Origin of the sequence: uncultured Rothia sp. (assembly GCF_963507905.1) — a bacterium.
In the GTDB taxonomy this organism is placed as follows: Bacteria; Actinomycetota; Actinomycetes; order Actinomycetales; family Micrococcaceae; genus Rothia.
In genome coordinates this window covers 22104-37495 of record NZ_CAUOUU010000012.1, presented here as the reverse complement: position 1 = coordinate 37495, position 15392 = coordinate 22104, and the positions used below count along the sequence as shown (strand labels likewise).

Genomic DNA, 15392 nt, shown 5'->3' with positions numbered 1-15392 from the left:
GTCTGTGCATGCCTGTGGGTATCTGGGCGTGTCTCTGCGTGTCTGGGCGTGTCTCTGCGTGTCTGGGCGCGTTGTGTACGGGAAACCTTAGTCTTCGTCCACTCGGCTCTGCGGCTGCTCGATCGAGGTAATCAGCCACATACCGTGAATCAGGCGCATCTGCATGGTCACCACGCGAACCTTATCCGCACAACGCAGTAGCGCCACCGCCTCGTAGAGCTCCTCGTGCACCTTCTGCGCTCGCACCCGCAACAGAACCGGCGGAAGGGTCAACAACATCTCCTTGCGCACCTGACGCGGGTTCTTCGGGAAGAACGGCAGCAGACGGTGGAAACAATCGGCAGACACCCACTGCGCCAACTGCTGACGCGAACGACGAGCCGACATAATCTCCAGGTACGCAATCGCCACACCCGCGCAACGGCCCTCCAACTGGCGAGCTAGTGCATCCGCCGGACGCAACGGGCGGCCCTTCTTCATCACCTGCGGACGCTGCGCCGAATGCTGCTCGTAACGCGGCAGCGGCAACAGCGAGTAAACCGACGGGCTATTACGCTTCTGCACCAGAGCCATCGTGCCCTGACCCTGCTCGGGGAGAGGCTCCGCTTGCTGCGGAATGACCGGCTGCTGAACCACAGACTGAGCGGACGGGCGACTCTTCGAATACGGGCTGACAGGCTGTGCAGGCTGATGCGGCGGGGTCCACGGGGCGCGGGGGAGAAGATGGGAGAAGCTCATGACGGCTCCTTTCGGTGCAGGGTATGTGAGGTGGGTTGAGCGAAAGCTATCGGGTGAGGTAAAAGGCGAGGGCTAATGAACGGGCTGTTCGGGGATCTGCAGAACCTGCCCCGCGTAGAGCAGTTCGGCGTTCTGGCCCAGAGCGTCCTTATTCGCCTCGTAAATATCGAGAGTGTAGTTGTAAATGGTGGAGGCGTCGGTGCCTTCACCCAGCTGCTCGGCGGCAATGGACCAGAGCGTATCGCCCGCCTGAACCGTGTAGGAGTATGTGCCCGCCTCAGCACGGGGTGGGGAGAAGAACGGGCTGCGATCCTGCAGAGAGCCTGCAGCCTCCGTGGGTTGAGGAGCCAGCGGAATATCGGGAATCTCTGCAGAGAGAGCCAGGGGAGCGGAGGCGGCTTCCGGGGTGACGCTGTCCGTGGTGGTACTGGTGGGCTCCGCATCTGAGGCGGTGGCTGGGCTGGCCTCTGCCGTCGCGGTGCTCGTTGAAGCTGCGGTGCCCATTGAAGCTGCGGTGCTCGTTGAGTCTGTGGTCATGACCGCCGAAATGGTCGTCTGCGGTAGTCCCTCCGTGCCGTTTACCCCGGCGTTGCTGGGCGTAGCCACCGTAGCCTGCGCGGGAGCCAAAACCGCACCCACTCCAAGAGCCGTGCCGCCGAGCGTCAGGACGATGCGGCGCATAAAGCGCGGACGGAAAATTGCCGGGACCTTCAGCACTGCGCGGTCAGCGTTGCGGCTTGAAACTCGCAGGGAACGAGCGTAGAAGAGCGCGCAGATAAAGCTGATGAACCACCACGCGGTAATGAGGAGCGCCGCCGCTCCAGCGCAGAGCAGCGAAGCGTCTGTCAGCGGGTGCGCCGAGGGGATGCGGTGCAGGTTCACACTCAACGCGCCCAGGACCGCCGCGGAAAGTAGGGGAGGGGCGATGAAGAGCAGAGCGTCCTGGTAGTTAGCCTTGGTGCTGGTTCCGTGACCTGCGTCAGTGCCGGATGCCAGAGGAGTAACGGACGCAAGGGGATGCGAAGCGAAGGCTGCGGGTGCCTGACCCGGCGTGGAAAAACGGTCCACAATGACCTCCAAATGGTGTGTTTGATATGTTTTGGTGTTGCTTCATTTATACAGGAAGTAACACCAAAAATGAAGCAAAAAGCATCAAAATGTATGAAAAACATGTAATTTGGGGGAATTTGGTTCAAAAATCAAGCTTGGCAACCGTCACCTGAGCGGAAAAACGCCCCGGTTCGTATCTGCACCCATCCTCAGGTAGGGTCATAGCATGAGCATGGAAAAGTTCCTACGAGACATTGAGGCGCGCCTCGCCTCCGAACGCGCCTGGGATATGGAACAGGACGCCCGCCAAGTCGCCCGCGTCCACTACTCCACCATCACCCTCGACGACCGCCTCCTCGCGCAGGTTGGCGGGCCCATCCGCATCTGTGCCACCGACATGCAAACCTACGAAGGCAAGCTCGAAATGGTCGGCGAGGAATGGGTCAGCATCGAAGCGCGCGGCGAGAACATCATCATCCCCCTGCGCGGAATGCTCTGGTGGGAAGGCGGCATCGCCCCCGGTCGCGCCGATATTCGCCCCGAACGCTACCGCATGAAAATCCAGCTCGCCCTCCGCTCCCTCGCCATGGCGCGCGAACCCGTCCGCCTCTCCCTCGAGGGCGGAACCGTCAGCTACGACGGCGTGATTGAGCGAGTCGGCGCGGACTTCCTCGAGCTGCGCCTGCTCAACGGTGGCCAGTATCCGCGCATCTACGAACGCGACCAGTACGCGCGTGCAGCCTATGGCTCGCAGGGGGTCTACGGTCAGGCAGGCTATAGTCAGGGTGCCTCCGGCTACTCCCGCGCACCTCGCGGCGCCGGCGTGCGCACCATCCCGCTGGCTCGCGTCAGTGCGGTGATTGCCCGTATCTCGCGCTAAAAAGCCCGCATCAAAGCAATAAAAATACAAAAAGGTCCGCCCCTCTTCATTGAAATCTCAACGAGAGGAGCGGACCTTTCTGAAACCACTCGAGCGTTGCGCCCGCGAGGTGCATGTCGAATGCTACTCAGCCTTAGCCTTTGCAGTGAGCTTGCCGGAAGCAATTGCCTCCAGAGTCTGCTCGTGGCGCTCGGTAATGTACTCTTCGAAACGAGAGCGTTCAATACGCCACTGGTTACGCCCACCAATCTGAATGGCGGGAAGTTCGCCGCTACGCACCAGAGCGCGTACCTGCGAAAGCGAAACCTGCAGCTCCTCGGCGACGTCGCTCAGAGTGAGGAAACGAGGTGCAGTCATCGAATTGGATCCTTTCCGTGAGTGAAATCCTGGGCCCCTAGCTACCGTTAGTAGCCTTTCAGATAGAGTTCGTAGTGAACATCTATTGAGTACTTTCAGTATATGCCATCACCGCGAAATTTGCCCGCAAAAAGCCTTATATGAGCTGAAAAGTTATCTAATCACCCCTTCAAAAGGGACGAAACTCAAAAATATTTCATAAACACGACTCTTGTTGAGAGCGAGTACTAAATGAAATATGCTGTTAGGGTTAGCGCCAGAATCCAGTCAAAGCACTAACGAACACACACCACTCGCTCATCGGTCAGTTGAACACACCCCGGAATCACCGCCGGCTTCCGCACCGAAAGGCACAACCACATCATGCGCATACGACAGAACGCGACGAAGCGTTCCACCCTCACCGAGCCCCACGCCAAACGCCTCAAAAGGCCCACCGTCAAGGACTGGCGATTCATCCTCGGTGTGCTGCTCGTGCTCGTCTCCATCACCGGCGTGCAGCTCTACGTGCAGGCGAACAACAGCAAGACCGAGTACTACACCGCCAAAAGCGAGATCCGCCTCGGTGAGAAGATCACCGAAGATAAACTAGCCCGAGTCGAAGCGAACATCGACTCCGCCAAGGACAAGTACTTCACCCGCGCCGACGCCGCCCAGATGAACGGCAAAATCGCGATTCAGCGCATCCCCGCCGGCAACCTCATCAGCAAAGAATCCGTAGGTACCGAAACCTCCCCGGGCCGCCGCCTCGCCACCGTCAGCATTGACCGTGCCGCAGCCTCCGCGCTGAAGGCGGGCGAGCGCGTGGACGTGTGGACCTCCGGCCCGCGCAACCCCGACACCAAGAGCGATAACCGCACCGAAAACGGTGCCCGCGCCATCGTCACCAACGCAGAAATCGTCGCCATCACGGTCGACGAGGGCGTGCTCGGCGCCAACGGCAAGGCAACCGTGCAGCTGTGGGTCAAGGAAGAAGCCCTCACCGACCTGGTGAAGGAAAGCAATAGCGACTCCAAGATCAGCCTTATCCCCGGCACCTACGGGGAGGGCCAGTGAACATCCCCGTCATCCTCTACGGCGATGACGGCTCGCTCCTGACCCGCATCGAATCCCAGCGCGGCCGCGTCTCCGTGGCGCGCACCGTGCAGGACTTCAGCGAAGCCGTCGGTATGGCGCACACCGGCATCGCCCGCGTGTTGCTCTGCGCGCACGTGCCCGCCGAAATGAGCGCCTCCACCGTGGATGCGCTCGCCGCCTCCGAGGTGCTCCTGGCGGTTATCGCCCCGGACAACCTGCCCCTGCCCACGCAGGCACACCGCATCCGCCCCGAAGCTGCCCTCGACGAGATTCTGGGCTCCCTCGAGCAGGCAGTGGATGCGGCGCTCGCCCGCCCCTCCGTCGGTTATGGTATTCCCGCACAGGCCCCGAATCAGACGCCCGTGCAGGCGGTGCACCACCCGGAGGCCGCCTACGGTCAGGACGCAGGCTACGGCTACGATGTGGGGTACGGCTACGACAGCGCGTATGGCGGCTACGGTTACGATAACGGCGGACACAGCCCGGCTGGGTACGAGTCGGCTGGGTACGGCTACGACCCCGCCGCGGGTACTGCTGTAAACGCCGGCGCACCCTACGGCGCCGACTACGGAGGCTACGGAATCGACCCCGCAGCCCCCGCCACCCCGGCACCCGGTGCGCATGAGCCGGCGGAAGCCTCCTCAACCGCTCCCAGCAACGAGGAATCCGTGCTCAGCCAGGCCGCCGCCATCGTCGACTCTTTTGCGCCCGGCAGCGACTACGCCCTGCACGTGCAGAACGAGAACAACGACGGCACCCTGCCGCAGCACCCTGACATCAACCAGGATCCCGCCGCGCCCTCCCGCTACCAGCCGGGCCACCGCCTCGGCAAGATTGTGACCGTCTGGGGTACCCACGGCGCGCCCGGTCGAAGCACCATTGCCTTCAACCTCGCAGCCCTCGCGGCACAGCAGGGCCAGCAGGTCTGCCTCATCGATGCAGACACCTACGCGCCCAGCCTGGATGCGCTCATGGCGCTCGAGGACACCGGCTCCGGCCTGGCGATTCTCTGCTCGGACGCCGACCGCGCCCAGCTTGACGAGAAAAAAGCCGGCGCCATCATGGAGCGTGTGCCCCTCAAGAACGGCACTTTCGACTTCTTGAGCGGCATCACCTCCTCCTCGCGTTGGCCCGAGGTGCGCGCCCGCGCCTTCGCCGAAGTACTCGAATGGCTTAAGCACCGCTACGACCTGGTCATCTGCGATGTTGCCGCACCCATCGAGGTGGACGAGGAGCTGACCTTTGACGGCCCGGCACCGCGCCGTAACGCCGCGACCCTCACCGCGCTCGCCTGCGCCGACCGCGTGATTGCGCTCGGCGAAGCGGACGTTATCGGCCTGCCGCGTCTGATCAACCTCGCTCGCGAGGTGCAGTCGCGCCCGGACCTGTTCGCACCTGAAACGGATGTGCAGTACTGGCTCAACGGCAGCCGCCGCGAAGCCGCCGGATTCAACCCGGAGGCGAAAATGCGCGATAACTGGGCACGCTACCTGTCGATTCCGCTCACCGGTGTGATTCCGTACGAGCGTAAGGTCATGGACCGTTTGCGCCGCAACGGTGAGGCACTGCTGGAGGTGGCACCCCGCCACGCAGTCGTGCAGTCCTTCGAAGCGATGCTCGAGGGCATGTACGCGGTGCGCCCCATCGTTTAACATCAGTCCCGGCGGGTAGGCCCGTCAGCTACAACTAATGCCCGCCAAAGGTGGGTGAAAGAGGCCCGGCTTATCGGTATTCCTCCCAGAACAGGGGAGCGCCGGTATGCCGGGTTTTCTGCATCTTCACCCGGGGCCAAGGCAGAGACGTGGTGCGAATGTCTCACTATCCAACTGAGGGGTGCATCTCATCTCTCTGCGTCATATTTGGGAATAAAAGCGTGCTTCAAGAAATGCTCTGTAAACTATTCCACATATTGCCGTTTGAATGGGACTCACGACGACCAAACCCGTAAAATGGTTGAATCTACCCGAACTCATGGGAAGCACACAAATATATGTCTTTTGCAGAAGGAATTATGAGCGCCTGCGACTTCGGTCCCGGCGACACTGAACGCGTTCACCTCATCATGGGCGAATGGCAGGTCATCTCTGACATCGCCCAGAGTGACCTGGTTCTATGGTTCCCCACCGACTACGTTGTTGCCGACGGCAGCTCCCCGGATGCCGTATCTGGCCCCAGCGAAACCAGTACTTTCCGTGCCTTCGCGCACGTGCGCCCCTCCAACGTCCGAACCCTCTTCCACCACGACATCATTGAGCAGGAAATGGAAGACGGAATCCGCGACGAAGCATACCGCGTCTGGATTGACCAGAACATCAGCACCTACACCGACGAAGGCAGCGGTGAAGGCGTCGGTGCCCGTCCGCGCGTACACGTAACCTTCGTACCTATTGTGCGTAACAACCGCACCATTGCGTTGCTGACCAGCCACAAGATTGCCACCCCCAACGGCTACCCCTCCATCAGTGACGAGGTCTACGAATTCGCCGCCGACACCATGCTTTCCATGGTGCACTCCGGCCTGTGGCCCGACCCCCTCGCCCAGGGAAACAACACCCAGGGCAACCCCCGCGTGATTGACGGCATTATTGTGCTTGACCCTGCCGGTCGCGTGGTGGTGGCTTCCCCGAACGCGAACTCGATGTACAACCGCATGGGGCTGAGTGGTTACCTTGAAAAGCGAAACCTCGCCGACGTCACCCGCGCCATGCTTCCTGCCGGTGAGCAGGCAGACGAAACCCTGCAGCTCGTCCTTGCCGGACGCAGCGACCTGCGCACCGAACTTGTCATTGCCCGCGCTCGCGTCACCATGCGCTCCATCCCGCTGCTGGCGCAGAGGCGTGCCCGTATCGAGCGTGAGGGCGCCGTGATTCTCTGCCGCGATGTGACTGAGTTGCGCCGTCGCGAGCTGGAGCTCATGACCAAGGATGCGACCATCCGCGAAATTCACCACCGCGTGAAGAACAACCTGCAGACTGTGTCTGCTCTGCTGCGCCTGCAGTCACGCCGCATGACCACTGACGAGGCGCGTCAGGGCCTGGAGCAGGCGATGCGCCGCGTGGCAACGATTGCTACCGTGCACGAGGCGCTCTCGCAGGGCCTGACCCAGAATGTCGACTTTGACGAGTTGATTGAGCGTCAGTTCCACCTTGCTGCTGAGCTTGCTTCCCCCGGTCAGCACGTGTCCACCAAGCTGATTGGCTCCTTTGGTTCTTTGCCGAGCCAGTTCGCTACCCCTCTGGCGCTGGTCATTAACGAGGTTGTCGCGAACGCCGTGGAGCACGGCCTGGACGGCGAGACCGGCACCGTGACCCTCGAGGGTATTCGCGGCACTAACGATGAGGGTGAGAACATCCTCACAGTCGTGATTACCGATGACGGTAAGGGTATGGGCGATAAGAAGATTGAAGAGTCCGGACCGAACGCCTACCGCCCGGTGACTGGCAAGGAAGGCCTGGGCATGCAGATTGTGCGTACCCTGGTGGCGAGCGAGCTGAACGGCTCGATTCGCTGGGAGGCTAATGAGCCGAAGGGTACCCGCGTGGTCATTACCGCGGTGCTCGTCTAGCCGCCTTCTTGCATGACATGTAGAACTGCCGCCGCTTCCAATCAGGGGAGCGGCGGCAGTTTGCTGTCTAGATAGGTTCTGTATATGGCAAAAGCGTGGTGCAGTGACAATGTCACTGCACCACGCTTTTGATGCCCTATTGAATACTCCGGAAGTTAGGATGCACGGCGGGCACGAGCTGCGCGACGCTTCATCGCACGACGCTCGTCTTCACTGGTGCCACCCCATACGCCGGAGTCCTGGCCGGTCTCGATGGCCCACTTCAGGCAGACGTCTACAACCTCGCAAGAGCGGCAGACGGTCTTAGCCTCTTCAATTTGCAACAGGGCAGGTCCGGTGTTTCCTACAGGGAAGAACAGCTCCGGATCCTTGTCCAAACAAGCTGCACGACTACGCCAATCCACGGTGGACCTCCTTCATGATTTACGGTCTCACGCGGTGGCAAGACACATCTATTTTCCTGTGCGCGTGTCAAATACATCCGCTAATGGGATGCACACCCTGGGTTAGGGTGAAAATTGACTTATCAACTTTCGCATGTTGGAGCGGATGTGACAAGTACTTTTCTCTAAAAACTTCAGTATTACACTGAGGCATCTATCACTTAGGCAAACCTTTGTCTAATTGAGAGGTTGAGGAATCGCATGGTGACATATCTGTTCTGAACCCCGTCTCATAGGCGAGGCGTGGGCGGCTGGGTGAGTGGCGCCTCGGGCATAATATAAAGCGGTACCTAACCCCTGCACACCGCACCGACGACGAGGCGGTGGCCCCGAGGCAAACCCGCGGCAGGGGAGCACCCACCCGCTAATGCACCAGCGCATCGGACCGAAAACACCCCGGTCTGCCGCCGACACTACCCATGAGGAGCCCACCGTGCCGTCACGCCCGTTCAACGTCATCTACGCATTCGCCCTGACCGAAACCTTCGCAGCATACATTCTGATTCGCGGTATCATCTACCCCTTCCTCCTATCTAATGGCGAGCCCGCCCAGGGCGTGGTCGGCGGTGTGCTTCAAATACTCATCGCCGCGGGCATGACCTTTTACGCCCTGCGGTTCTACCGTGGACGTTACGGCTCGCGCCTGCCCATGATCCTGATTACCCTCTGCGCCCTGTGGGTCACTGCAAGCACCCTCATCATGAACGTGAGCGCCTTCGGCTTCAACATTAACCAGTCCACCACAATTGCGGGCGTTATTGGTGCGGCGGTAGCCTTCATCTTCGTCCTGATGCCCAGCAGCCGCCGCTATATTGAGGCGGTTACCGAGGCATCGGGCGAAGAAGCGGAGAAGTACAACCGCCGACGCCGCTAAACCACTAAACCCTAGACCGTTGCCGGTACCTTCTGTACAGACGTAGCAGCTTGCGCTACTGGTGCCAGCGCCAGGGGAACCTGCGCCGCATAGACGGAGGCGCCGTCCACTACCACGAGGCGACCGGCGGGCTGCTCACCCTGCGTAAACCGGTCCAGCGGTAGCGCGGTCACCGTGCACATGTCGGCATCCGCCAGGGAGGTGGGCGCGAGCAGGAGCGCACGCGAGCATCCCATGAGCGCAGCCAGCATGGGTGAGGAGACGCGCCTCGGCCAGGGCGTGTAGGCGACCAGCATGGCGCGGAACTCACCGCGACGCTCCAGAAGTAGCTGCTGAACGGCGGGCTGTAGGTACTGCAGATCGTCAATGAGCACGAGCGTGTGCGCGGGGTTCTTCACCGAGTCCAGGAGCGCACGGGTACGCTCCACGCTTGGCGGCTCACCCGAGGCGCCGCCAGCACCCGAGGCGCCGCCAGAACCCTCAAGGACGAGGGTATCCAGCTGCGGGTTGAGTCGAGCAATGCTTTCCAGCAGGGTACTTTTACCCGCCGACCGGGAACCCTGCACCGGAACTACCGCGCCAGCCGGGGCGCTCAACCATACCGGCATCTGCCGGCGGTCAAACGCGACGAGAAGCTTAGCGCCCTGAGGATTGCAGGCGGCGTGGGCGGCGGTCACGTACTCGGTCGAGGGCATGCGATAGTACTCGGGGAACTGCCGCAGAAGAGTGCCGGGGCGAGTGCTCGACCCGTTAGAAGCGCTCGCGGCGTTACCCCGCAGAACCTGAACCAGCTCCTGGAAACCCGCAACGCAGGGCGAAAGAATCGACGCGCTCAGCGGCTGATCCCCGATCAATTCCTCATTGATGGCACCTTCCACGCAGTAGTGGCTCTGCGCCGGAGTTGGGTAGTCCTTGCTCGTCGAACGCATCAGGTCGGCGTCCAGGAAGCGGCGGCTCAACAGCGTGGAATGTGCCGCAGCAGCGAAACGACCGCGCGGGTTCAACGCGGAGGTGAACACCACCGAATAGCCGCGGCGGCACCCCTGTGAGAGCAGATCGTAGAGCAGGTTCTCCGTGTCGGGCTGGCGAACCAGCGCCTCCAGCCAGCTGTCCAGGCCGTCCACAATGATGAGCGGGCGGGCGGTACCCTCGGCACCCCACAGGTTCGGGGCGCGCAGCTCCTCCAGGCAGAACCGCAGATGCGAAAGCTCCTGAGCACCCACCAGCGCCTCAAAGGCACCGGTGTAGGGTTCAAGATCGCGGTGGAGCGCACCGTCGGAGGTCAGCAGAACAACCGGCGTGCGGGCGGCAAACGCCTGAGCTAAAAGCCCGTAAAGCATCGGGGCGCGTTCGGCGTTCTGCGCCAGTAGCGCCAGAGCCTGATGCCCCGACCAGCTGATTGGGCGGCGGACACCGTAACGGGCAATCTCCAGCTCGCCCAGCAGGCACCCTTCGGAGGCGGTGTTGGGCTCACCAGGTTCCTGAGAGGCAGCCGCCGGGTCAATACCGTACGCGACCGGTCCGCTAACCGGCGCCTCGAGCGCGGGTAGCGGGGTGTTTTCGGGAAGCTCCGGCGGAATCGGGCAGTACTTATCCTCAACCGCCGCGCTCTTCTGCGCACCCAGCGGGGAATACTCGCGTTCATAAAGCGCACGAATCTGCTGTGCCGAACGAATCAGCAGCTCATCCTCATTGCCGCCCAACGTCTGAACGGCAGAAGTGGCAGTCAGCTCACGCCAGCCGCCCTCCTCAAGACCCAGCACCTGCACCGGACGGGCATCGCTGCTCGAGGGGACCGCATCCACCAGCGGGGCGCGGAACGGCAGGGAACGGCCATCCGGCAGGCGCACATACCCGGCACCCGGATGCGCCGCCGAAATATACGCCGCAGACTCATGCTCCAGCAGGTTATAGGAATCCTGAGCGCTCGCCACGCGCAGGCAAATGCTCGTGGCAATATTGGCGCGAATATCCTGCGAAATAGCACCCTGCGGACGCTGAGTCGCCAACACCAGATGCAGACCCAGCGAGCGGCCAATCGTGGCGATGCGCATCAGCTCAGCCATAGCGTCCGGCATGGAATCGATGAGCATGCGGAACTCATCCACCACAATCAGCAACTCGGGGTAGCGCGGAGTGGTACCCGCCGCCTGACAGGACGCCAGGTAGTCGCGGTAAGAGTTCACGCCGAGCGCCTGCAGATCCACCTCGCGGCGATGAATATCGGCGCGCAAAAATTCGAGCGCACGCTCCACCGCGGACACATCAAAATTGCTCAACACGCTGAGCGCATGCGGTAGCTGAGCAAGAGGACCCAAACCAGCCGAACCCTTGAAATCCACCAGAATCAGGCCGAGGCGCTCGGGCGGGTAACGTAACGCAGCGCTGAGCACCAGCGAACGCAGAAGCTGCGACTTACCGGCACCGGTCGTGCCACCGAGCAACCAGTGCGGGCCGTGCTCAGACAGACCAATATTCAGCAAACCACCCGAAGAAACACCCAGGTAGCAGCGAATATCGGAGGCGTAACGCTGAGCAGACCAGCGCTGCAGAACGGACTCCACCGCCATGTCATCGGCGCGGTTCTTCTGCTGTGCGCTCTGCCGCTGAAGCGAAGAGAACAGGTGAGCCGACTGGTGCACCTGCGCTTCGTTGAGCGCGCCCTGCTCCTGCTCGCATCCGGCGCGGTACAGGTTCTCAAGAGCGGCGCAGAACGACTTAACGCTCAGCCCGTCGGCGTGCTGGCACAGGCCCTCACACGCCAGCGGGTGGACCTGATAGACACCCTCGGTAGGCTGTACCGGAGGCGCCGAATAGCCGTGCGCGCGGTAACGGATGCTCTGCCGATGGCTACCCTCGCTCGCACACTCAACCCAAGAGGCACCAAAAAGCGCACCGGGGGTATTGGCAGAATTCTCGCCCTCGGCACTGCCCAACACGCAGAGCGCCGGGGCGTTCATCTTCTGCTCACGCGGGGAAGAGAACGCACGAGAGTGCGAAGACTCCGCAGTCGCACCAGAAGTTAGGGCGGTCAGCAGGGGAGCGTAAACCGCGCTCGCATGCTGCGGCATGAGAATTAGCGGCGGAACAGATGCGGACAGCTCCGACTGCAGGCTACTTTGCAGAGCCTGCAGGTACTTCTCCTGGTGCGCGCCCGGCAGGCAATGCACGCTTACGCCCGGCAACACAGCCAGAGTTTGCAAGAGACTATTGGTGCGCTGCTGATCAGCGCTTTCAGCACCCGCCAACAGAACATGCACCGCACCCGGATAACCCGCCACCAGCTGCACCAGGTAGGCGCGCAGATGTGCCTCCTCCAACTTCAGATAGTGGCCGAGAGACGGGGCGGGCAACGGCAGGTAGTGGGGCGCATCCAGCTTCTCCAAAGTGCCCAGCGGCAGGTTACGCCCGCGCAGGTAAGGCTGGCGAGGACCGCACCCGAGCACAATAGCCGGGTAGGCGGCATCATACAGGGCAGAGGGGCCCGAAATTGCCAGGTCGCCCGCGGTCGCCAGGGCGAGGGCACGTTCCTTCTCCTGTGCCGCCGCCTGACGGGTCTGCTGCGAAGCGGCACGGTTCTCCGCCCGACCGCCAAAGAAATGCAGAAGCATCAGCAGCGAAGACGCCGCAGACATCAGCAGAAGGAACCACATGCCGGTCACCAGCACAATAATCAGACCCACCACAATCGGCAGGCACACGCTCAACAGAATCTGCTTGAGCTTACGCGGCGCGGGAGGGTTCACGACCACCGGCTCAAAGGGGTTGCCGGCGTCGCCTAGGGGAGCGAGCGTCTGCGAGGGCTCGCCGGGGGAAGAACCGGGGGTAGCGGCGGTTGCGCTCGCCTTTTCTGCAATATGGCCGCCCTGACCGGTGGGGGAGGTGAGCACGCAGAGCGAGGAGCCGAGGCGAAAGGGTTCATCCCAACGCAGGACGCGCGGCTCGGCGCTCTGCATCTTCTTGCCGTCCTGCGCTTTCTTGCCGCCATGCACCTTCTCGCTACCCTCGCTGGCGGAGGGGCGCTTCTCGATCCAGCGGATGCCGGAGCTATCGGCGTAGAAGCTTCCGTGTACGGGCTTGAGGAATGGATCTTGCAGGTGAATATGGCGCGGCTGTTCTCCTCCGCGGGGACCTAGAGCCGCCCTGCCGAGGCTGGTGCGGCCGCGGCTGATGGGGAAGGACGCGCCTGCGTCGGGGCCGCGCAGGATGCGCAGCACACTGACAGCGGGTGCTTCGGGGGTCTTAGAGCCAATCGGAACGTTGCCGCCGAGAATATTACATTCGGGCACAATTCGTTCAGAGGCACCATTTTCAGAAGTGTTCTGCGGGTTCTCTAGCTCGGCGCCCTCGCGCACGGGGAATAGCTGAAACGGGGTGTCCTTCGCGGTTAGGGACGCGCCGGTTTCAGACTGCTGTAGAGCCTGGTTGAGTGCCTGTTCCAGGGAGGAACCGTCGCTTGCGTGTGCCGGCTGAAGCTGTACCCCGTTAGGCGCCGCCTCACCGTCGAGGCGGATGACGCGGGGGTAGGGGAGCGCGTCGGTGGTGTTGTGGTGGTCGAGAAAGAAGAGAGTCATACCCTCAGGAAACATTAAAAAGCATTAAAGTTCAATAAATAGGCTATTTATAACCTAAAATGTTCGTATTTTTTGAATTTTTCGCTCTGTTTTTCAAAAAACTGTGGATAACCCACCGAAATACTGCCCAGATTGCCGCTCGAAAGCCCGGCAGTGCACCCGCTGAAACATCCATGCTTGACCCTGCTTGCGCATCCTCATTGACGCCCCCTAGAAGACTCCGGTATCCGAATTGGTTCATGGCTTATCCTGTCGATTGTTTGGTGGTTCAGCAAAATCGTGATCGCTATTCACAATGAATATTTACCCGTAAACCAACTTTCCTTGCCATTGGTGGAACGTCAAAATCTGCAGAAAAAGGAACTCGCTCAGACCCGCTTGACCTCGGGGTTCGTGAAGAATATTCACTTGGGGAAAGAGTGTGTGAACAATAGTCCAAAAGCCACTAAAAACACGTCATAAGTATGCGTGACGCATGATAAACGGGTATCTTAGATTATGACTATATCCATCACGGGTGACGCTTTTTGCCTCCACCCGTGCGGATTGCGGCGCGACTGAGAACACTCGGATGTGTCCAATCTGGTAGGTGAATACCGCCCTCGCAGAAGCGGCGGTGCGCCGTGATAATACAGGAGAAAACATTGACCGCTGACCTCGTAGTAGTCGGTTCGGGCCTCTTTGGTCTGACCATCGCAGAACAGGCTGCCACTGAGCTGGGCCTGAAGGTTGCCCTGCTGGACCGCCGTTCCCACATCGGTGGTAACGCATACAGCGAGAAGGAGAAGCAGACCGGTATTGAGGTGCACCGCTACGGTGCGCACCTATTCCACACCTCCAACGAGCGTGTCTGGGAGTACGTGAACCGTTTCACCGAGTTCACCAACTATGTGCACCGCGTGTACACCCGCCACAACGGCATCGTCTACCCCATGCCGATTAACCTGGGTACCATCAACCAGTTCTTCAACGCAGCTTACTCTCCCGCAGAGGCAAAGGCGCTCATCGCTGAGCAGGCTGGCGAGCTGGCTGGTACCGACCCGCAGAACCTGAACGATAAGGGTATCTCCCTGATTGGTCGCCCCCTGTACGAGGCGTTCATCAAGCACTACACCGCTAAGCAGTGGCAGACCCCGCCGGAAGAGCTGCCCGCATCCATCATTTCCCGCCTGCCGGTTCGCTACAACTACGACAACCGCTACTTCAACGACAAGTACGAGGGTCTGCCCGTTGACGGCTACGCAGCATGGCTGGAGCGTATGGCGGCGCACCCGAACATTGAGGTGCACCTGAACACTGACTTCTTCGAGCCCGGTCACCAGTACTCTCGCGAGAACGTCCTGGGTCAGATTCCCGTGGTCTACACCGGCCCGGTTGACCGCTACTTCGACTACGCTGAGGGCGACCTGTCCTGGCGTACCATCGACCTGGAAGAAGAAGTCCTGCCGATTGAGGACTTCCAGGGTTGCTCCGTGATGAACTACCCCGATGCTGATGTTCCCTTCACCCGCATCCACGAGTTCCGTCACTTCCACCCCGAGCGTGACTACACCAAGGACGCAACCGTCATCATGCGCGAGTACTCTCGCTTCGCGAACAAGGGCGACGAGCCGTACTACCCGGTCAACACCTCCGTGGACCGTGAGAAGCTGCTGGCGTACCGCGACCTGGCTAAGGGCGAGAACAACGTGCTGTTCGGTGGCCGCCTGGGTACCTACAAGTACCTGGATATGCACATGGCTATTGGTGCTGCACTGTCCATGTTCGACAACAAGATCCGCCCGCACTTCGCTAACGGTGCGAAGATCGAGTCCGGTGGTGTTGACGCATAACC

At 61.2% G+C, this 15392-nt stretch carries 11 protein-coding genes; 6 read left to right on the top strand and 5 right to left on the bottom strand.

Annotated features, from left to right (window positions below; genetic code table 11):
* Positions 1 to 87 precede the first annotated feature (87 nt).
* On the bottom strand, positions 88 to 738 hold the full coding sequence (locus tag RQ593_RS07800; RefSeq protein ID WP_311450252.1) for an Rv3235 family protein: 651 nt from the start codon (positions 736 to 738) through the stop codon (positions 88 to 90).
* Between the two features lie 72 nt (positions 739 to 810).
* A complete protein-coding gene (locus RQ593_RS07795; RefSeq protein ID WP_311450251.1) occupies positions 811 to 1806 on the bottom strand; it encodes a LysM peptidoglycan-binding domain-containing protein in 996 nt (331 codons plus the stop codon).
* A 208-nt stretch (positions 1807 to 2014) separates the two neighbouring features.
* On the opposite strand from RQ593_RS07795, the gene RQ593_RS07790 reads away from it, so the two are divergent.
* On the top strand, positions 2015 to 2668 hold the full coding sequence (locus tag RQ593_RS07790; RefSeq protein WP_296548067.1) for a histidine kinase: 654 nt from the start codon (positions 2015 to 2017) through the stop codon (positions 2666 to 2668).
* Positions 2669 to 2791: 123 nt separating this feature from the next.
* Here the strand turns inward: RQ593_RS07790 and RQ593_RS07785 are convergent, their stop codons facing one another.
* Positions 2792 to 3025, bottom strand: a complete 234-nt coding sequence (locus RQ593_RS07785) for a helix-turn-helix domain-containing protein (protein ID WP_044150292.1) — start codon at positions 3023 to 3025, stop codon at positions 2792 to 2794.
* Between the two features lie 363 nt (positions 3026 to 3388).
* Here RQ593_RS07785 and RQ593_RS07780 point away from each other — a divergent pair, with 363 nt between their 5' ends.
* The 3 genes from RQ593_RS07780 to RQ593_RS07770 all read left to right on the top strand — a co-directional run bounded on the left by RQ593_RS07780 (position 3389) and on the right by RQ593_RS07770 (position 7667).
* Positions 3389 to 4081 (top strand): SAF domain-containing protein, encoded by a 693-nt coding sequence (locus RQ593_RS07780; RefSeq protein WP_049356534.1) that lies wholly within the window; start codon positions 3389 to 3391, stop codon positions 4079 to 4081.
* Positions 4078 to 5754, top strand: coding sequence for a P-loop NTPase (locus RQ593_RS07775; RefSeq protein WP_311450250.1), 1677 nt, complete (start codon positions 4078 to 4080; stop codon positions 5752 to 5754). Before RQ593_RS07780 ends, RQ593_RS07775 begins: the two co-directional genes overlap by 4 nt.
* Before the next feature lie 338 nt (positions 5755 to 6092).
* Positions 6093 to 7667, top strand: coding sequence for a sensor histidine kinase (locus RQ593_RS07770; RefSeq protein WP_303984083.1), 1575 nt, complete (start codon positions 6093 to 6095; stop codon positions 7665 to 7667).
* Between the two features lie 155 nt (positions 7668 to 7822).
* Here the strand turns inward: RQ593_RS07770 and RQ593_RS07765 are convergent, their stop codons facing one another.
* Entirely contained in the window at positions 7823 to 8071 is a 249-nt protein-coding gene (locus tag RQ593_RS07765; RefSeq protein WP_005505386.1) for a WhiB family transcriptional regulator, read from the bottom strand.
* Between the two features lie 472 nt (positions 8072 to 8543).
* Between RQ593_RS07765 and RQ593_RS07760 the strand changes: the two genes are divergently transcribed.
* On the top strand, positions 8544 to 8984 hold the full coding sequence (locus RQ593_RS07760) for an alpha-N-acetylglucosamine transferase (protein WP_311450249.1): 441 nt from the start codon (positions 8544 to 8546) through the stop codon (positions 8982 to 8984).
* Positions 8985 to 8995: 11 nt separating this feature from the next.
* Here RQ593_RS07760 and RQ593_RS07755 read toward each other — a convergent pair whose 3' ends face one another.
* Positions 8996 to 13558, bottom strand: a complete 4563-nt coding sequence (locus RQ593_RS07755; RefSeq protein ID WP_311450248.1) for an FtsK/SpoIIIE domain-containing protein — start codon at positions 13556 to 13558, stop codon at positions 8996 to 8998.
* 644 nt (positions 13559 to 14202) lie between these two features.
* On the opposite strand from RQ593_RS07755, the gene glf reads away from it, so the two are divergent.
* Positions 14203 to 15390 carry a UDP-galactopyranose mutase gene (glf, locus tag RQ593_RS07750; RefSeq protein WP_005508581.1) on the top strand — a complete coding sequence of 396 codons (1188 nt, stop codon included), beginning with the start codon at positions 14203 to 14205 and terminating at the stop codon, positions 15388 to 15390.
* The last annotated feature ends 2 nt before the right edge of the window (positions 15391 to 15392 follow it).